At 40.6% G+C, this 19,631-nt stretch carries 11 protein-coding genes and 1 tRNA gene; 2 read left to right on the top strand and 10 right to left on the bottom strand.

All coding sequences use genetic code 11. The features are described from left to right. The 3 genes from AC0IWT_RS00635 to AC0IWT_RS00625 all read right to left on the bottom strand — a co-directional run bounded on the left by AC0IWT_RS00635 (nucleotide 1) and on the right by AC0IWT_RS00625 (nucleotide 2,384). Nucleotides 1-612, bottom strand: a complete 612-nt coding sequence (locus tag AC0IWT_RS00635) for an HAD hydrolase-like protein (protein WP_471795535.1) — start codon at nucleotides 610-612, stop codon at nucleotides 1-3. Nucleotides 613-623: 11 nt separating this feature from the next. After that, on the bottom strand, nucleotides 624-2,000 hold the full coding sequence (gene mgtE, locus AC0IWT_RS00630; protein WP_471795534.1) for a magnesium transporter: 1,377 nt from the start codon (nucleotides 1,998-2,000) through the stop codon (nucleotides 624-626). Nucleotides 2,001-2,312: 312 nt separating this feature from the next. After that, a tRNA-Arg gene (locus AC0IWT_RS00625) sits at nucleotides 2,313-2,384 on the bottom strand. A 200-nt stretch (nucleotides 2,385-2,584) separates the two neighbouring features. Between AC0IWT_RS00625 and treZ the strand changes: the two genes are divergently transcribed. Beyond that, nucleotides 2,585-4,435 (top strand): malto-oligosyltrehalose trehalohydrolase, encoded by a 1,851-nt coding sequence (gene treZ / locus AC0IWT_RS00620; RefSeq protein WP_471795533.1) that lies wholly within the window; start codon nucleotides 2,585-2,587, stop codon nucleotides 4,433-4,435. Continuing rightward, on the top strand, nucleotides 4,436-8,488 hold the full coding sequence (treY, locus tag AC0IWT_RS00615; protein ID WP_471795532.1) for a malto-oligosyltrehalose synthase: 4,053 nt from the start codon (nucleotides 4,436-4,438) through the stop codon (nucleotides 8,486-8,488). It abuts the gene before it with no gap. 58 nt (nucleotides 8,489-8,546) lie between these two features. On the opposite strand, the gene rhaM is transcribed toward treY, so the two are convergent. The 7 genes from rhaM to AC0IWT_RS00580 form a co-directional block, all read right to left on the bottom strand. Beyond that, entirely contained in the window at nucleotides 8,547-8,861 is a 315-nt protein-coding gene (gene rhaM / locus AC0IWT_RS00610) for an L-rhamnose mutarotase (RefSeq protein WP_471795531.1), read from the bottom strand. Nucleotides 8,862-8,888: 27 nt separating this feature from the next. Next, nucleotides 8,889-10,838 (bottom strand): alpha-L-arabinofuranosidase C-terminal domain-containing protein, encoded by a 1,950-nt coding sequence (locus tag AC0IWT_RS00605; protein WP_471795530.1) that lies wholly within the window; start codon nucleotides 10,836-10,838, stop codon nucleotides 8,889-8,891. A gap of 1 nt (nucleotide 10,839) precedes the next feature. Further along, nucleotides 10,840-11,673, bottom strand: coding sequence for a glycoside hydrolase family 16 protein (locus AC0IWT_RS00600; RefSeq protein WP_471795529.1), 834 nt, complete (start codon nucleotides 11,671-11,673; stop codon nucleotides 10,840-10,842). A gap of 11 nt (nucleotides 11,674-11,684) precedes the next feature. Beyond that, the gene (locus AC0IWT_RS00595) at nucleotides 11,685-13,511 is read right to left on the bottom strand and encodes a glycoside hydrolase family 35 protein (RefSeq protein WP_471795528.1); all 1,827 of its coding nucleotides are present in this window, start codon (nucleotides 13,509-13,511) and stop codon (nucleotides 11,685-11,687) included. 110 nt (nucleotides 13,512-13,621) lie between these two features. Beyond that, nucleotides 13,622-14,737: a glycoside hydrolase family 43 protein gene (locus AC0IWT_RS00590; protein WP_471795527.1), complete on the bottom strand. Its 1,116-nt coding sequence runs from the start codon at nucleotides 14,735-14,737 to the stop codon at nucleotides 13,622-13,624. A gap of 103 nt (nucleotides 14,738-14,840) precedes the next feature. Then, on the bottom strand, nucleotides 14,841-16,466 hold the full coding sequence (locus AC0IWT_RS00585; protein ID WP_056870925.1) for a RagB/SusD family nutrient uptake outer membrane protein: 1,626 nt from the start codon (nucleotides 16,464-16,466) through the stop codon (nucleotides 14,841-14,843). A gap of 12 nt (nucleotides 16,467-16,478) precedes the next feature. Further along, a complete protein-coding gene (locus AC0IWT_RS00580) occupies nucleotides 16,479-19,472 on the bottom strand; it encodes a SusC/RagA family TonB-linked outer membrane protein (protein WP_471795526.1) in 2,994 nt (997 codons plus the stop codon). Nucleotides 19,473-19,631 lie beyond the last annotated feature (159 nt).

Raw genomic sequence — 19,631 nt, 5'->3', positions numbered from 1 at the left:
TTAAACTTCGAGACCGTAGGCCGCCAATTGAGCTTTGGTATCTTCGTAAGTGCTATGATGAATACCTTTTAAACCCAAACCTTCTGCAACCTGTACAAACAGCATCCTGTCATCAATATATAAACTTGTAGCTACATCGCTTTGCGAAATATCAATTGCTACTTTGAAAATGTCAGCATCCGGTTTCCGAAAATGAACAAAACTTGATGAAACGAAGAAATCGACAAACTCGTTAAGCTTAAAAGTGTTAATCCTGTATTGATTTAGCTCCCGCCCTTCGTTACTAATTACTGCAACTTTCAGGTGATACTTCTGCTTAAGATCGCAAATTAGTGCAATCATATCGTTGTAAGGCAATGATTTTTTAAACATAAATTCTTTAAAATCATCGTAAGAGAACGAACGTTCCTCGAAAAAAACAATTCTTTCAAGATATTCATCGAGTGTTAATTTTCCAACTTCATAAGTATCAAACGTAAGGTGATGGCGTTCTTCTAAATCTACAGAATCGAGGTTAAATAAAACCGCTGCCTCGCCCCTCGCCTTTCTGTCCCAACCATTAGTAAGTAAAACACCGCCGATATCGGTAAATAATGTGGTAATCTTTTGCATAAAATAAAACCTTAAAGTAAAACGCCTTTTAAAAACAATACAGCAAAACTGAAGTAAATAATCAATCCGGTAACATCAACCAGGGTTGCAACAAACGGAGCAGAAGAAGTTGCAGGGTCGGCACCAAGTTTTTTAAGCAAAACAGGCAGCATTGAACCACTTAAAGAGCCCCATAATACGACAAAAACCAACGATACGCTTATTGTAGCGGCTATCAAAATCCAATGTTCGCCGTAAACGTTTGGGGCGGCAACATGCCACACCAGAATGCGCAAGAAACCGATTAAACCCAGACACACCCCCAGTAAAAAGCCGGATATTATTTCTCTACGCATAACAAGCCACCAATCTTTAATCGTAACTTCTCCTAAAGCCATCGCCTGGATTATTAAGGTAGAAGCCTGCGAGCCGCTATTACCTCCGCAAGAAATTATGAGCGGAATAAAAAGCGCCAACACGGTTGCCTTGTGTATTTGACCTTCGAAAAACCCCATTGCCGTGGCAGTAAGCATTTCTCCAATCATTAAAATTGCAAGCCAACCCACGCGTTTTTTTACCAGATTAAAGATGGTTGTATCCAGGTAAGGCTCATCGAGCGCTTCCGTACCACCAATTTTATGCATATCCTCGGTATACTCCTCATTTGCAATCCACAAAATATCATCAACGGTTACGATACCTAATAGAATGTTGTTTTCATCAACCACTGGTAAAGCCACCCGATTATTCATTCTAAAGATATTGATGGCATCTTCCTGCGGGTCGTTGGCTTTTAACGCAATAAAACGTTTATCGGTTAACTCGCCAATAATTGCATCGGGGTCTGCCAGCAAAACCTCTCTAATCCTGATGTCATCCAGCAGGGTGCCATCTTTATCAATTACGTAAACAACATCAATCGTTTCAGAGTTTTTTCCATACCGCCTTATATGCGACAGCACACGAGAAATGGTCCATTCAGGCTTTACAGCGATGTAATCTGGCGTCATTAATCGCCCAATACTGTCTTCTTTATAACCTAAAAGTGCCAAAGATTCTTTGCGTTCTTCAGGAGGAAGAAGCGTAATCATTTTCTTCACTACATCACCCTTCAATTCACTAAAAAGTGCTGTACGGTCATCAGGTGGCAAATCTTTTATAATTTGATTCAGCTTATTACCCGAAAGTTTTTTTATGATACGTTCCTGCGTAGGAAAATCCAGAATCCTGAATACATTAACCGCCCGGTTTAAGGAGATTGTTTCTATGAATTTAGCGGCACATTGCGGAAGTTCGTCTATTAGTTGCTCTACATCCGAGATATTCAGTTCGTCCAGATAACGCTTTAACGCCTTATCATCTTCTTTATCAAGTAGTTCCTGAATCTCTTCTACAACCAATTCTTCCATAAACAACCAATTTTTATTACATGCCTAAACCTCTGTAAACGGTTCGCAAAGGTGCGTTTTTATTTTTTAAAAAGCCAATTTTCCCAACTTTTGAAACTGTTTTTAATGAAGCAAATAACAGGTTGCTTTAGTTTCAATTAATTAATTTTTTTATTTTGATTGAGCGTAAATTTTAAACGGTTAGGCAGGCTACAAAGCCTTGCCTGCGGTAGTGCCGTTTGTGTAAGTACGAAAAATTAGAAGAATTTCTACGACTGTCTTAGCTGGTTTATGAAAAAACCGGTTCAAGTCTATTCCGGGCATTTAAAAAAGTGTTCCCAGAGGGATTCGAACCCCCATCGGTGGTACCGGAAACCACAATTCTATCCATTGAACTATGGGAACAATCAGCGGCAAATATAGAACTTTACAACAAGAAAATTCAATTTAGCGTGTTAATATGTAAAGAAAATTAAAGCGCCGCTTTATTACTCTTTTATCCAGCTTGTTAAGTATTCTGAAGGCAAAGCCTCACAAAAAAATGTCTTTCTACTGTCGAACTTTGACCATTTAATTTTGTTGTCTTTTTAAAACCTGAAATATCAATGCAGATAGATTTACTTAGAAGGAAAATTGGTTTAAACTTTAATGATGATGGCTTCGCTGAAGTTTGGCTTTGGGCCCCTAATGCGAATAAGGTTAATATTTGCATTCAAAAAACCGAACATCACCTGAATATGCTAGCGAAAGAATATGGTTATTGGTATTTAAAGACAGAGCAAATCCAGCCTTTCGATGCGTACAGTTTTGAACTTGAGACCAACACTGATGCGGATAATGCTAAACTAAAGCGTGCTGACCCCGCCTCGATATATCAACATGATGGCGTTTTCGGAGACTCAACAGCCTTCGATTTGGGCCGTTTTGAATGGACAGACCAGAATTGGAAGCCAATAGAGGTAAAAGACTATATAATTTATGAGATTCACACCGGCACTTTTACGCCGGAGGGTGATTTTGAAGCGGTTATTAACAAACTTGATTACCTTGTAGAATTAGGAATAACTGCCATTGAAATCATGCCTGTAAGCCAGTTTTCAGGCAACAGAAACTGGGGTTACGATGGGGTTTTTCCTTTCGCTGTACAAAATACATATGGCGGCCCGGAACAGTTACAGAAACTGGTAAACGCTTGCCACAACAAAGGCCTTGCTGTTATTTTGGATGTTGTTTACAACCATGTTGGCCCCGAAGGAAATTACTTTAATGATTTTGGAGCCTATTTCACCGATAAGTACAATACACCCTGGGGCAATGCAATAAACTTTGATGATGCCTATTGCGATGGCGTAAGAACATTTTTTATTGAGAATGCGCTGATGTGGTTTCGTGATTTTCATATCGATGCACTCAGACTCGATGCCGTTCATGCGATAAAAGACTTCAGTCCGAAACATATCCTGGCAGAGATAAAGCAACACGTTGATAAACTTGCTACAGAAAACAACCGGCCTTACCACTTAATGATCGAGCTCGATTTAAATGATAACCGCTACATCAACTCGCAGCAACAGGGCGGCTATGGCATGGACGCCCAATGGATAGATGAGTTTCACCATACCCTGCGGGTGGCCGCCGGACAAGAGAAAACAGGTTACTACGCTGATTTTAATGGTATTGAAGATTTAGCAAAAGCCTACAATGATGCCTATGTGTACAACGGCCAGTATTCGGAACATCGTAAAAAAAAGTTTGGGGTGGAAACTGAAAACCCCGGCGAACAGTTTATCGTGTTTTCACAAAACCATGACCATGTTGGCAACAGGATGCTTGGCGAAAGAACATCGACACTCGTAAGTTTTGAGATGTTGAAAGTTATGGCCGGTGCAGTGCTTTGTGCACCCTATTTACCTTTAATTTTTATGGGCGAAGAATGGGCGGAAACTAATCCCTTCCAGTTTTTTATCAGCCACAGCGATAACGAACTCGTTGAAGCAGTAAGAAAGGGACGTAAAGCTGAGTTTTCGGCTTTCCATATTGAAGGTGAAGCGCCTGACCCACAAGATGAGGCTACCTTTAACCGTTCGAAGCTGGATTGGAATAAAACAGTTGCTGGCATGCATAAAACAATGCTCGCCTTTTACAAAACCCTTATTCGATTAAGAAAAGAAAACGCAGCGTTTAATGATTTGAATCGGAAAAACACGCAGGCCAGAGCAATTACCGATAAAAACACCCTGTTTCTTACACGCTCGAGCGAGGACCAAACTATTATTTGCCTTTTAAATTTTTCAAAAAATCAGCAAAATCTACAGGTAAACTTGCCAGGCAATACGTCGATTTTGCTAAATTCTGCCACTACAGAGTTTGGTGGACCGCAGCCTACAGCAAATGCTGTTCAACACAACGGCGAAATCAGCATCGCTCCTGAATCTATTTTAATTTTTTCCAACTAAATGAATAATCCAGTTTCAACCTACCGCATACAGTTTCACAAAGATTTTAACTTCGATGACTTCGAAAAAATCATTCCCTATTTAATAGATTTGGGCGTTGATACGGTTTATGCTTCTCCTATTTTTGAAGCAATGCCCGGAAGCACACACGGCTATGATGTAGTGAACCCATTACGGATAAATCCGGAAATTGGCACCGAAACCCAGCTTTTGGCCATTTCGGAAAGGCTTAAACAAGCTGGAATAAAGTGGCTCCAGGACATTGTTCCAAACCATATGGCTTTCCATGATGCTAACAAATGGCTTATGGATGTTTTGGAAAAAGGTGAGCAATCTGATTATGCTGCTTTCTTCGACATTGATTTCCGGCAGGCAGACGCCCGCGTGATGGTGCCCTTTTTAGGCGAAGATTTCGAGGATGCGATTAATAATAAATCGATTCAACTGAAAGAAATTGAAGGAAAATTCTTTCTCTCTACTGCTGATTCTAATTGGCCTGTCAATCGCGACACAGCAATAAAATTATCAAACGAAAACCTGGCCGAAAAAAATAACCAGCCTGGGTTTATAAAAGAAATTGCCGATGCCCAGCATTACCGGCTTTGCAATTGGCAGGAAACAAATTCGAGGATAAATTACCGAAGGTTTTTTACGGTAAACAGCTTAATTTGTTTGAATATTCAAAATCCTGAAGTATTTGCAACCTACCATAAATACATCTTCGAACTGGTTGATAAAGGAGTTTTCCAGGGACTTAGAATAGACCATATCGACGGCCTTTACGACCCAAAAGAATACCTGGGTAGACTAAGAGAGGCGGTTGGAGATGACGTTTATATTGTAATAGAGAAAATCCTCGAAGCAGGAGAAAGCCTGCCAACAGACTGGAAGATACAGGGAACAACCGGCTATGATTTTCTCTCGATGGTTAATAACCTATTTACCAACAAGAAATCGGAGCAGGAATTTAATAACCTGTACAACGATGTTATTGGCAAAAAACTTGACGCCGAAACGCTGACCCGTGAGAAAAAAACTGCCATTTTATGGAAGCACATGCTTGGCGAACTGAATAATTTATGTGAACTCTTTACATCATCTAAATTAATTGAGGCTGAGCGGTTTACTGCTGAAGAATTAAAACTCGGGCTAGCGGAATTTTTAATCGAAATGCCTGTTTACCGCTATTATGACTACATTTTCCCTTTAAAAGGAACCGAATTAAGTAAAGTGGAAGCCCTGATTATTCCGGTAATTGAAAATGAGAAGACTAAAGCAATAGGCGACATCTTGTATGAAGTATTTATAAAAAATCCGCCGCTGGCAGATAAAAGTTATAATGAAAGGCTGGGGCTTTTTTATAAACGATGTATGCAATTTACCGGCCCGCTTATGGCGAAAGGCGTAGAGGATACCTTAATGTTTACTTACAATCGCTTTGTTGGGCATGCAGAGGTTGGCGATGCTCCCGACGCTTTTGGCCTCTCGGTTGCTGAATTCCATGCTGAGATGGTAGAGCGGCAAGACAAATGGCACTTAAGTATGAATGCCAGTTCAACGCATGATACAAAAAAGGGCGAAGACGTAAGAGCCAGGTTAAACGTTTTGACTGATATTCCTGACCGATGGATAAATTTCGTAAAAACAGTTCAGGAATCGGTAGAAAGACTACAAGTTAACCACCCCTCTTTTAAGTGGTTACATAAAAACGACGTTTATTTTATTCTCCAAAATCTTGTTGGAGCGCTCCCATTTCCCGGAACCGGCGATGATGATATTGAAAGCAGGCTTCAGGCCTTTATTGAAAAGGCTTTGAGAGAAGCTAAAAAAAGATCGGATTGGGCCGAGCCAGATGAAGCCTATGAGGGTGACATGAAAGATTTTGTCTTAAAACTTTTAAATGAAAATAAAAACGGCCAGAACATTATAGAGCGCTTCGTTGCCGATATCGCCGACTTCGCCATAATTAATAGCCTGGCTCAAACGCTGCTGAAATTTACCTGCCCCGGCATACCCGATGTTTATCAGGGTACTGAACTTTGGGATCTTAGCTTAGTAGATCCAGACAACAGGCGACCGGTAGATTATAACCTGCGTGTTGGACAACTTCAATCGATTAAAACAGAAAAAAATCTGGAGACCAGTTGGAACGAAAGATTTTCGGGAAAGATTAAATTGTTTTTAACCAGCAAATTATTGCGGATTAGAGCTGCTGAAAAAGCACTATTTGAAACCGGGACTTACATCCCCCTGGCTACGAAGGGAAAGTATGCGGGCAACATTTTCGCATTCGCGAAGCAGCTAAAAGATAATTGGGTAATAGTAGCTGCGCCTCTAGGCATCGCAAAATTAGCTGATGAGCAAAATGTTGCTGCAGAAAAAGTTGAATGGTACGACACCAGAATCGTTTTGCCTAATATTGCGCCTCAAGGCTGGGAAAATTTAATTACCGGCGAGCAAGGTTTCAGGGATATCAATCAAGGTGGGCTGTTGGTAAGCGAATTATTTGCCGACTTACCCGTTGCGGTTATAAAGTTGATGCCAAAGAAACATTCGCGATCTGCTGGAGTTTTAATGCACATAACATCGTTGCCATCTGCTTTTGGTATTGGCGACCTCGGGCCCGGTGCGAAGAAATTTGTTGACTTTCTTTATAATTCTAATCAGCGGTATTGGCAGATATTACCATTAAACCCTACCAAAAAAGAAAATGGACATTCGCCATATTCCAGTAACTCTGCATTTGCTGGTAACTTTTTGATGATTAGTCCGCAGGCATTAATTAATGACGGACTTTTAACAGAAAGCGATTGCGACGCAGAGCACGTGGAGGCTACAGATTCCGTCGACTTTACAATTGCAGAAGCTTTAAAAGACAGGTTGTTGAAAAAAGCTTTCTCAAATTTCAAAAACATAAAAAATGATGTTCTTGACAGGGAATTTAAATCGTTTTGTATAACTGAGATGGGTTGGCTCGATAATTTCGCAATCTATACGGCCTTGAAAAAACATCATAATGGAGCTGAATGGTACAAATGGCCTGAACAGTTTAAACGCAGGGAAACGAAAATGTTGTCATCATTTGAAGAGCAGTTTGGACTTGAGATTGAAGAAATTAAGTGGCAGCAGTTTATTTTTTTCAGACAATGGAACAAAATTAAGGCGTATGCCAATGAAAAAAATATTCAAATTATTGGCGATTTGCCCTTCTACCTGGATTATGACTCTGTTGAAGTTTGGTCATCTCCCGAAAACTTTCTTTTAGATGAGCAATTGAATAAAGAACAAGTTGCAGGTGTACCGCCAGATTATTTCAATGCCAAAGGGCAACTGTGGGGCATGCCAATCTTTAATTGGGAATTGATGAAAAAAGACAATTTCAGCTGGTGGATGAATCGCTTAAAGAAAAATATGGAACTATATGATTTGCTGCGTTTAGACCATTTCAGAGCGTTTGAATCTTACTGGCAGGTTCCGGCAGGTAGCGAAGATGCGATAAATGGACAGTGGATTAAAGGCCCGGGCGTTAATTTTCTACAGATTGCGAAAGACGAACTGGGCAGTTTGCCTTTTATTGCCGAAGATTTAGGCGAAATATCTGAAGAAGTTGAAGATTTAATCCGAAAATTTAGCTTGCCGGGAATGAAAGTGCTTCAATTTGCCTTTGATGAACATTTGCCAGAATCGAGCCATGCAACACATAACTTTACGTCGACAAATTGCATTGTTTATTCGGGCACGCATGATAACAATACTTTAAAGGGCTGGTTTAAAAACGAGACGGACGCAGCCCTGCACAATCGATTATCAAAATATGTGGGTTTAAGTGTTACTAAAGAAAATATAAATGAGGTAGTAATCCGCTTGTGTTATTCATCAATTGCCTGGCTGGCCGTATTACCATTGCAAGATATTCTGGGATTGGATGAGCGGGCCCGCATGAATACGCCCGGCACCAATGAAGGGAACTGGAACTGGAAAATAGCTGAAAGTCATCTCAACGAAAATATAAGCGAACGCTTAAGTCTTAACGTTGCAATGTTTGGGCGATAACGATTAATCCAAACAACTGCAGCTTAGCAATTGAGGGTTTAAAAACAAAGCGAGCGCTCTATGGCAGGTAGAATAGTTCATCCAGCGGTGTGGAAATGGGCGAATTGTCTGCATTGCTTTCCATAATATCGCCCATATACGTCCACCATTTCTGCATTATAGGCTGCGCCGGCAATTTTGCCAACAACGTTGGATCCGCAATCTTCAAAACTGCGAACAGGTCGTTTGTAGATTTGTCGTGGAAAATTGAGTATTCTGCAATCCCTGTGTCGGTTAAAAGTGATGCCAGTTCCGGCCATATTTCGTCATGGCGTTTTTTATATTCAGCTTCACAGCCAGCAAACAACTTCATTTTGAACCCAATCCTTACCATAACGTCATTCTTTAAATATTAAGCAATTTATTTTTTAGAAACAACAATCACAATGAAGCTGAACTTGGGCATTTTAACATTCGCCTTGCCATTTTTCACATCAATTGACGACGTTTTTGGAATAACATTATCCGGGTTTTGCAGACTGTTCATCGTCGAAAGTACATCACTCTGAAGCGTGTATGTAATTGCTTTTTTCGACATTCCCTTTGCCCCACTAATTACCAAGTCGTACTCTTTTGAAACTGCGGATGTGTTAACCAGCTTAACAATCAACTGCTTTTTCACCTTATCTTCAACTGCATTTGCATAGAGGCTATCCTTTCCGATAATGGTTTTGCCGGCCTTTAAAATGCTTACTACATTCGTGCCTTTGAAGTTCGAATACATTTTTTGCACCCAGTAGTTAGGCGTTGCAACGGAGTTTAAGTTATCAAACCAAATTAAATCAGGGCGCCACTGCCAGGCTTCTACGTGTGCAAGTAAGGGCGCATAAGACGACATTTGAACAAGGTCTGCATTTCGTTCCAAGCCGGTCATAAAAGCAGCTTCCGTTAATGCACTAAACCAAGTATTTCTGGATTCAGGCGCCTTACCTTCTTTATCATGGGCGGCAAATTCGCCGGCGAAAATTCTTGGTCCTTTCCTGTCGTAGTTATCATATCGTCCAGCATTTTTCAAAAACCAGTCTGGCGCCATATAGTAATGTTCATCGATAAAATCGACGTTTGTAAGCTTAAACTTATCCCAGGCAAAATTAAAAAGCTCGCCACCCGCGTAAGGGCCGGCCGCTCCAATTAGTTTTACATTTGGGTATTTGGCCTTCAAAACGGCTTCGAACAGCTTATACTTTTCGATATATTGTGGACCCCATTGCTCATTCCCAACCCCAAGTCTATCCAAATTGAAAGGTTTAGGGTGACCCATTTTAGCACGGAGATTACCCCATTTTGTGGTCGTGTCTCCATTGGCAAACTCTATTAAATCAACTGCATCCTGAATGTAAGGGTCGAGTTCTGTGTTGGCAACAAGCTCTGCAGTATTAAACTGACAGGCCATTCCGCAATTTAAAATGGGCAATGCTTTCGCACCTATATCTTCGGCAAGTTGAAAGTATTCGTAGAAGCCAAGCCCAAAAGTTTGAAAATAATCTGGTGCCGGGCGGTAATCAAACTCCGTATTCCACCTGTTAATCATTACTTTTCTATCGAAAGGATTGCCGACCGTTTCTTTCCACTGGTAACGGTTAGCAAGGTCCCGGCCTTCAACAATACAGCCACCGGGAAAACGTACAAAACCTGGCTTTAAATCGGCAAGCTTTTGAACCAAATCTTTCCTCAAGCCATTTGGCCTTCCTTTCCAGGTATCTGTTGGGAAAAGAGAAATCATGTCTAAATTTACCAGGCCAGTACCACTAAACACCAGGCGGAACTTAGCTTTTTGAATCGTTTTAGAAGATTTCAAAACTATCGAATAAGTATCCCATTCTGGCTTTAACCCAGTTAATTCTCTTTCGGAGATAATTTTATTGGTTGTATCTAAAAGTTGAACCACAATTTTAGGTTGTTTATCAGAAACAAGCTTTCCGCGGAGCGATAACTTGTAAGTGCCGTTCTCGTGCAGGCCAATTCCTCTAAAACCTTCATTTGTTAAAGAAAAGGTTGCATCATCTGGCTCGATAGAGATATAACGGGCATTTTTTGGATTGCGTAATCCATCATTTATAACGAGCAGTTTGCCTTTGCCTTCTGTATTCCAGCCCATTAAAGGATTCGCAAATTCGAAGGAACGGTTCTTAATTAACTCTGCGTAAAGGCCTCCATCTGCAGCGAAATTAATATCTTCAAAAAAAATCCCCCACATTGAAGGTGAAATTTCGGCGATGCTTTTATCTGCAGAAACAACAAGTTCTTCTCTTTTTTGCGCAAACGAGCAAATTGTGAAAAGTAAAAGTATTATGGTTAGCCTTGTGCACATTTTATTTTTTTTGATATACCCTAACATAATCTATTTCAAATTGATTTGGAAATTTTGTATCATTTAAACTCCCACCATTTAAGCCTCCCAAAGCTAAATCGAGCAGTAAATAGTGCTTTTGCATAAAGGGATTGGTGCCATCCTCATTTTTCAGTTCATTCAAAGCGATTTTATTCAAAAGAATATCGTCTACGTACAAACTAATGGCTTGATTATCCCAATCCATTCGCCAGATGTGAAATTTCGATGCCCAATGCTTTCCGCCAAGTTCATCAGTTGATTTAGTTTTGCTAAACCATTTGGGTTTTTTGCCGGCGCCGAGCGAGGCAACATTCGCTAATATTTTGCCGCGATAATATTCCATAATATCTATTTCGCCATTGGCAGGCCAGGCGCCACCTTCGCCTAAAGTCCAGAAAGCCGGCCATAAACCATCCGAAATATCTATTCTTCCCCTCATTTCGAAGCGCCCATATTGGAAATGCTGTAAGCCCTTAGTAATTAAGCATGCTGAGGTATATTCAATAAACTTATTTTTCTTTCGCCAGTTGCCACTTCCCTCCTCGTATAAAGGATTAAGCTTTTGTTTTTTACGGGCCTCGATAATGAGGAATCCGTTTTTGCAAAAAGCATTTTCAGGTTGATACCATTGCAATTCTTCATTTCGCACAAAACCTAGTTCATGGGTCCAGTTTTTAGCGTCTGGTACGCCGTCTTGTTCAAATTCATCGGCCCAAACCAATTTGAAACCCTCCTTTTGATATTTTTGAGCTGAAACCAAAAATGTATTGAGCGTTAAGCACAAAGAAATCAGAAAAAGCATTTTCAACTTCATTACCAAACCGTTTATTTCGACAATTTATTAAGGATAGGTTTATCGATTGCTGTGATGATTTCCTGCCCGGGCTTTAACAGTTCAAAAACAGCTATTTCATTTTTGCCAACGTTTAACCATTCTTTAGGCACATAAAGTGTTTGTTGCGGCCCGATGGCCCAATATTTACCAAGGTTATGGCCATTCACCCACACAATACCTTTGCCCCACTCCGTCATGTCTAAATAGGTATCGCCAACTTTTTGCAGATTAAATATGCCTTTACTGATAGATGGTGCTTCAGGAGCGTTTACAAGTGCTTTTTTCGAAGCAATTGCTGAAATGTTGTTGAAGGGAAAACCGAACATTTGCCAGTTCTTGATTTCTTTCCCCGCGAAGATTACTTTTTCGGTTATACCTTTCTTGTTTTCGAGCAGGTATTTTCCATAGTTGATTCTCCCCATATTTTCTACAAAGATGTCGAGCGTAACCTCCCCTTTCGGCAAATCCAATGTCAGGCTATCCAAAAGTACTCTTCTATCCAAAACGCCAACACGTTTTTGATTGATGAAAACCAAAGCAAAGTCGCGTAATTGTTTTACCTGCAGTAAACCCTTTCTGCCGCCAGATATTTTCGTTCTGTAAAGCACGTAACCATAATCTTGTTTTAGGTCTTCAAAAGTTAAAGGCTTCTCATTATTTACCGCAGCAGGAAGCACATTAAACAGATTTAACTTGCTTATCAGCTTAAAAGGCTTGATTGAAATTGTAGGCTTTGGAGCTGGTATTGAAGGTAAAATTTCTCCTTTTGGTAGATGTTTCTCAATCACTGCCCGGAATTGTCTGAACTTCCCGGTGGCATTCCCAGCTTCATCAAGTGGTGCATCGTAGTCATAACTGCTGATTTGGGGTTCGTATGGGGAAACATCTTTATAATTTGCGCCGTTCATGAAACCCCTTGTTGTACCGCCATGAAACATGTACATATTTATGGATATACCAGCGGCCAAAACAGCGTCTAATTTGCCAGTGTATTGTTCTGCAGTGACGGTATGGTGCGGTGCTCCCCACCAATCGAACCATGCGGGATACCACTCAGCGATAAAGTAAGGCCCTTTTCCTTCGTGATGTTTATTGATCATTGCTTTTACACGTTCCGGATCATCCTGACCATTAATAGCCGGAAGCAAGCCTGGCAAATAACCGTTTTTAATATCTGGTTCAGGGTCGCAGGTATATAAAAGCCCATCAAAACCTGCCTCAACAAACATTTTTCTGTTAATGTCTAAATAGTCCTTATCGGCCGCGTAAGAGCCATATTCGTTCTCAACCTGAACCATAAGTACATTGCCGCCATGGTTAACCTGCAACGGAGCAAGCTGCTTGCCAACCTCGTTTATGTATTTTTTGTATTCATTTAAGTATTGCGACTCTTTGCTGCGAACAACCAAACCTTTTTCCGTTTGCAACCAGTATGGGTACCCGCCAAATTCCCATTCAGCGCAAACATAAGGGCTCGGCCTTAAAATTACCCACAAACCTTCCTCTTTCGCAATTTTTACAAACTCAGCAATGTCGTTATTGCCCGAAAAATCGAATTTTCCTTTTTGAGGTTCGTGCAAATTCCAGAAAACATATGTGCCAATTGTATTTAAGCCCATTGCCCTGGCCATTTTCATCCTTTCTCGCCATGCTTCTTTTGGCACTCTCGGATAGTGAATTTCTCCGGAAATGATTTGAAATGGCTTACCATCAAGCAAAAACTCGTTTTGACCAAGTTCAAAGCTTTGCTTTACTTGCTGACTAAAACCATTTACCGAGCAATAAAAGCACAGTATAAACAAAAGTATCTTTCTCATTTTTAATAGGTTTGGAACTTATGAAAGGCTGACACTAGGGCGAGCAAACCTCTACTAACAAATACTTCCGCAATTGCAGCTGTATTCTCAGTTATTCTTTTCTTTAAATTCTATTTGAAGACGCCAAGGTTCCATTTGTCTGACCATTCAATTTTTATTTTATTATCATCAAATTGTATCAGCAGCCATAAATAGCGGCCATCAATTGCGTTTTTAGGCTCCCATTTATCGGCCATGAAGATGAAGGCATCTTTTTTGCCCGGAGCGGGAAGGATGTAAGTACTCTGGCCGCCAAAAGTTTTATCAGCGCCAGGGCCTACGCAAGGGTTGCCCATATATGTCCAAGGGCCAAAAATAGAATTCGCTTTAAACCACCTCGCCGGATTTGGCGCCCATCCGGTACAACCAGAGCCAACCATATAATAAATCCCCTCCTTTTTAAACATCGCCGGTGCCTCCGTTTGCTGGCCTACGTAGATTCTGATAAATTTTCCGGTGTGGCCTAAATAATCTGGCGTCATCTCTGCCAAATGCAGGGTAAAATTTTCTTCTGATGAAAAAATATGGTAGGCTTTACCATCGTCATCAACAAAAACAGTCATGTCTCTGGCCATTTGCCCGCCCGGTAAATCGCGGCAGAAAAAGCCATCACTTTTGTTAGCTGGCTTGGCGCAATTCACTTTTTCGCTTTCTGGTGTTTGTGCTGTGTAAAACGGAAGCTTGTCTGCATTTGGGCGATAGCTTTTTACAAAAGTATAAGGTCCTGTGGCATTATCGGCGGTAGCTACACCTGCTCGGGCAGCTTCGTAACCTTTGCCTAAAAGCTCCAAATGAAACCACATTACAAACTTCTTTGTTTTTTTGTTGTATACAACTTTAGGCCGTTCCAAAATACAACCCTTCGCAATGTCACTTTTTAAATCATCGGAGACTTTAAGCGCAATACCTTCATCTTTCCAGTTGTATAAATCTTTCGATGAATAGCAATGAACACCGACTTGTGCGGTGTTTCCTTTCTCACCTTCGATTTTATGCTCGCCGAACCAATAGTATAAACCTTTGCTGTACACAATACCGCCGCCATGTGCGTTAATATGAACACCGTTGTTATCTTTCCAGATTTTGCCGGGATTGAAATCCTGATAAGTTTCCTGAGAAAAAACCTGGTTTTTTGCTATTAACGTGAAAAACACGAAACTGATGACAAAGGAAAAACGATGGAACATATAAGCCTTAATATAGGGTAATAAATAAACGACAAGTCACAAAGGTGGAAATAAAATAATCGGGCCATCCGAAGACGACCCGAAAAACTAACCAAAATATTTACTAATAACCAGGGTTTTGAGTTAATACAGCATCTTTATTCAACTGTATTTCGCTTAATGGAATTGGCAACAATAAAGCCTTTGATGTTAAGCCGGTAATCGGTTTCGAGGCATCATTCGAGTTTAAACGAAGTGCACGTTCTACAAGGGTTCCGGTTCGCATCAAGGTCATTCTCCTGTTTTCTTCGCCAATTAATTCCCTGGCTCTCTCATCTAAAATAAAGTCTTTCGTCATTTCGGCGGCAGTAACCTGTGCAGCGTTCGCTCTGGTTCTTAACACGTTAATGGTTGTGGCTGCATCGCTCGTTTTACCCTGCGCAACCTGTGCTTCTGCAAGTAATAGATAAGTTTCTCCTAAACGCATCAGGATGAAATCCTTTATCATTGCATAACCAAAGGTATCGTTTGGATCAAAAGCGCCCCATTTTGTTGTACTCGGGCAAATGTTAATTAAGGTATCAGGACCAGTAAAAGGAACCTGCTTACCGAATCTTGCTGCGTAAGTAGGATTTGGATCGTTATAATAATACCTTCTGCGGATGTTGTATTGCGAATTACGAATGTCATTTCCTTTGTACAAACCGTACAGAACCCAATTACTTAAACGCAATCTGCCAATTGAGCGACCGCCCAACGAATCGGCTAAAGCCATACCGGCAATGTTATAATAAGCAGCGCCGAATACCCTTCTCTGTTGAGGACTATCGCTGATTCCACCAACAACACTTGCTGGGTTTTCCTGTTCTAATACCCAAATGGCTTCGGTATTGCCCTGCGCTCTTCTTTGATTGCCATACTGGAACATATCAGAATAATAATCGCCTGCCTGACTTGTTTTTACGCCGTAACGGTTTTTGATTAAACTAAATTTTCCGCTGCTAATGATAGCCTGCGCCTGTTGTTCTGCTAAATCAGGTTTGCCAATTCTCAGATAAACTTCAGCTAACAGTTGCATCGCCATAAATTTATTTGCCCTGGCATACATTTTACCTTTCGAATTTGTTTTAACGGCTTCGATATCAGGCAAATTTGCTACTGCATATTGTAAGTCGGCAACGATAAAATTATTTACATCGGCTATTGGAGCACGAACAAAATCCGTTTTCGGACCGGTTAATGCACGGGTGATTAAAGGTACGCCACCAAATAAAGTTGCCAGATTGTTGTATGCGTATGCTCTGAAAAATTTTGCTTCGGCATTTACAAGGCTTTTACCCTTTGTGCTTATTGTGGTAACGCTTGGGTTCTCAATTCCATCTACAATTATGTTGGTTAAATTAATCATGATGTAATTTCTATTCCAGGTACGTGCAGCGCCATTATCTGTTGGTGTTAGCGTTGCATAGTTGTAATATGGAATTTCGACACCTTGCTGGTTATTCGTTGCATTTGCAACATCAGTACCAACCTGCCAAACGCTTGGCCAGCCTTGCTGATCAGACCAGGTAAATAGAGTACTCGTGTGGTTGTACAAGCCAATTAATGATGCTTCAAATCCAAGTGAATCTGTTAGCGTAAGTGGCGTATATGATGAAAAAGGCTTCTCATCTAAAAATGCTTTTTTGCAGGATGAAAATGCAACAAACAGCACTGATAATGATGCAATTATGGTTATATATTTTTTCATGATGATTGTAAATTAACGTAATGAAACATTTAAACCCAATACGAAAGTTCTGGTTAAAGGATAATTGTTTGTCCAATCGCCTGAACCTCTTGAAGAATAATTATTTTCAGGATCCCAACCTATCCAGTTGGTAAAAGTGTACAAATTACGGCCACTGGCATAAACCGTTACGCCGCCAAGGTGAAGTTTATCCAATAGGCTCTGACTGAATACGTAGCTTAAAGTAACGTCTTTAATTCTCGTGTAACTGGCATCAGATGCGTAGCCGTAGCCAAGTGTATTGTTGTATGATAATGCAGGCCTTGTCTGGCTCATGTTTTCTGCAGTCCAATACCCTATTTCGGCTGGTGTATTCCTTCTGCCTGTTTCATCACCATAGGTTAAATCCTGGTTGTTTTTCGTCATGCCCTGGGCCGTTTGTATAAAAACACTCAGGTTAACATTTTTGTAATGGAACGTATTGGTTAAACCACCCGTCCATTTTGGATCTATCTGGCCTAAAATGGTCCTGTCATCTGCTGTAATTCTACCGTCGCCATTTAAATCCGCAAATTTTAAGCTACCTGGTCTCGCTGTTGGGTCTTGCTTGGAAACATCTTCCCCGGTTTGCCAAACACCAGTCATTTGATAATCATAGATTACACGAATCGGTTTTCCCAGAAACCATCTGTTTCCTAAATCATCTTTCCCGTCACCATATAAATCGGTGATTTTATTTTTATTGGTTGCAAAAACGATGGCCGTTTCCCAACGGAAATCCTTGCCGGTAAAGTTTTGCGTGTTGATGCTAACTTCTAAACCTTTGTTAGTTGTTTTACCGATATTTTCTAATACCCTTGAGTATCCTGTAATAATTGGTAAACTTCTGTTTAAAAGCAAACCGCTGGTTTTATTCTGATAAGCTTCAATAGAGCCAGTAATTCTGTTATTAAGAATACCAAAGTCTAACCCAATATTGGCCGTTTTGGTGGTTTCCCATTGTAAGGAAATATTGCCCAGGTTGTTTGGAACAACACCAATTGTACTTATCCCGTTAAAAGGATAGCGTACAGAACCATCTGTAGTAATGGTATTATAAACGCCAACTGCCTCGTTACCAGTTTTACCGTAAGATAACCTCAGTTTCAGATTGCTGAAAACTTTAGAGTTTTTCATAAAATCTTCGTTGATGATATTCCAGCCAACTGCCGCGGAAGGGAACACACCGTATTTGGTTGTATTTGCCCCAAAAACAGATGAACCATCTCTACGTGCGGTTAAAGTAAGGAGATATTTACTGTCGTATGAATAGAATAAACGGCCCATTTGCGAATTCAAGCCATATCTGTCGCGGTAAGAACCACTTGTTTGGGTTGCACCGGCACCAATATTATCAAGTCCCAATTCATCATTTACAAAACCAACTGCACCAGCTGTGGTAGAATTGTATTTACGTTCCTGCGCACTGTACAAAGCCGTAAAATCGAAATGGTGTTTTTTAATGTCTTTAGAATATGTTAAGATGTTTTCGATGGTGTAGCTGTTTGTAGATGCGTTGAAACTACTTGCTGTACCATTTAAATCGTTAGCCAAACGCCCGATATAACTTCCTCTTCTCTCGGGGAAGTAAGTATAGCCTGCATTTAACCTGAATTTTAAGCCGGTTAAAGCGCCAGGAAACTTAACTTCCGCATAGCCGTTTCCATTGATATTTGTGGTTCTGCTAATCTGCGTAGTTGTTAACCCAAGTAATGGGTTGGTGTATAACTGCTCCGGGTTCATCGGGTAAATTGCATACGTTCCGTTTGCATTATACTCCTGACCGTAAGGACTCATCGCTGTTGCGAACAATAAGTTTGCCCGGCCACCATCATAATTGTTGCTGGTTAAAAATAACGAAGTACCAACGGTTAAGAAACTTGTTACGTTAACATCAAGGTTAGAACGTAAACCAATACGTTTAAAATTATAGCCTTTAATTACGCCCTTTTGGTTTAGGTAATCGCCAGAGATAAAATATTTAACATCTTGAGAACCACCTGAAATACCAACGTTATGATCCTGAATTACACCCTGTTGTGTTGCTTCTTTAACCCAATCGGTTGTTGTGCCGGCATTGTAAGCTGGTAGCTCACCAATGTTTGGTACAGGTCTTTGTTGCACCTGCCCGGTTTGCTTAAGAAAATCTGCGTATTTCTGTACGTATTCGGCGCCGCTTCTTGGCTCCAGAATATGCGCAAGGTTATCTATACCGGCATAACCGCTATAGCGAATCACTGGCTTACCCGCCGTACCTCGTTTTGTTGTAATTAAAATAACACCGTTTGAACCGTTTGTACCATAAATTGCGGTTGCACTTGCGTCTTTTAACACTTCAACAGATGCAATATCATTCGGATTAATGTCATTTAACGAACCACCTGTTTTACTCAGTGGCACACCATCTACAACAACGTATGGGCCGCTACCTGCGGTAATTGAATTTTGCCCTCTAATTAACGCACTGGGCTGGCTGCCCGGAACTGAAGAAGTTGTTGTAACATTTACCCCTGCCACTGCACCCTCAATAGATTGCAAAACGTTGGTAACCGGTAGTTGCGACAACCTTGCCTTTGGTACTGAAACTACAGAACCCGTAACATCCGAACGTTTTTGTGTACCGTAACCGATAACAACAACATCGTTAAGTGTTTTATCCGGCGCTTCGATAAGGTTTACATTAACCTGCATCTCATTACCAACTAAAACTGATTTACCGGTATAGCCAATAAACGTGTAAACAAGGGTTTCGCCTTTAACGGCGGCAATTTTGTAACGGCCGTTGCCATCAGAAACAGCAACTTTGGCAGTAGTTTGATTCTTAATTGTTGCACCGGGAATTGGAAGGCCCTTCGCATCGAGTACGGTGCCGGAAACTTCTGTAGTTCCTGTTTGAGCAAAAGCACTCATTGGCGTTATTTCTGCCAGCAGAAATATGACCAGTAAGGCAAGCACACACCTAAGTGGTGAAAGTAAATTTTTTTGCATAATGATGATTTGGTTAGTTAGTTATTGAGTAATTAATTTGGCTTGTAAAAAAAGTTTTTGAAAGTCTATTTTTCAAAAACATCATGGCTTAAACGAGCTGTTTGCTCAAAGCTTCTTGTAGTTTTCATCTATATATATTTGGTTTAAACAAATTAACTA

The sequence above is a fragment of the Pedobacter sp. AC464 genome, from assembly GCF_979253075.1.
This window is presented reverse-complemented; position numbering and strand designations above follow the sequence as displayed.

Excerpts from the sequence above, each read along its gene's own strand:
- AC0IWT_RS00635 (WP_471795535.1), bottom strand. The coding sequence starts at position 612 with ATGCAAAAGATTACCACATTATTTACCGATATCGGCGGTGTTTTACTT.
- mgtE (WP_471795534.1), bottom strand. The coding sequence starts at position 2,000 with ATGGAAGAATTGGTTGTAGAAGAGATTCAGGAACTACTTGATAAAGAA.
- treZ (WP_471795533.1), top strand. The coding sequence starts at position 2,585 with ATGCAGATAGATTTACTTAGAAGGAAAATTGGTTTAAACTTTAATGAT.
- treY (WP_471795532.1), top strand. The coding sequence starts at position 4,436 with ATGAATAATCCAGTTTCAACCTACCGCATACAGTTTCACAAAGATTTT.
- rhaM (WP_471795531.1), bottom strand. The coding sequence starts at position 8,861 with ATGGTAAGGATTGGGTTCAAAATGAAGTTGTTTGCTGGCTGTGAAGCT.
- AC0IWT_RS00605 (WP_471795530.1), bottom strand. The coding sequence starts at position 10,838 with ATGTGCACAAGGCTAACCATAATACTTTTACTTTTCACAATTTGCTCG.
- AC0IWT_RS00600 (WP_471795529.1), bottom strand. The coding sequence starts at position 11,673 with ATGAAGTTGAAAATGCTTTTTCTGATTTCTTTGTGCTTAACGCTCAAT.
- AC0IWT_RS00595 (WP_471795528.1), bottom strand. The coding sequence starts at position 13,511 with ATGAGAAAGATACTTTTGTTTATACTGTGCTTTTATTGCTCGGTAAAT.
- AC0IWT_RS00590 (WP_471795527.1), bottom strand. The coding sequence starts at position 14,737 with ATGTTCCATCGTTTTTCCTTTGTCATCAGTTTCGTGTTTTTCACGTTA.
- AC0IWT_RS00585 (WP_056870925.1), bottom strand. The coding sequence starts at position 16,466 with ATGAAAAAATATATAACCATAATTGCATCATTATCAGTGCTGTTTGTT.
- AC0IWT_RS00580 (WP_471795526.1), bottom strand. The coding sequence starts at position 19,472 with ATGCAAAAAAATTTACTTTCACCACTTAGGTGTGTGCTTGCCTTACTG.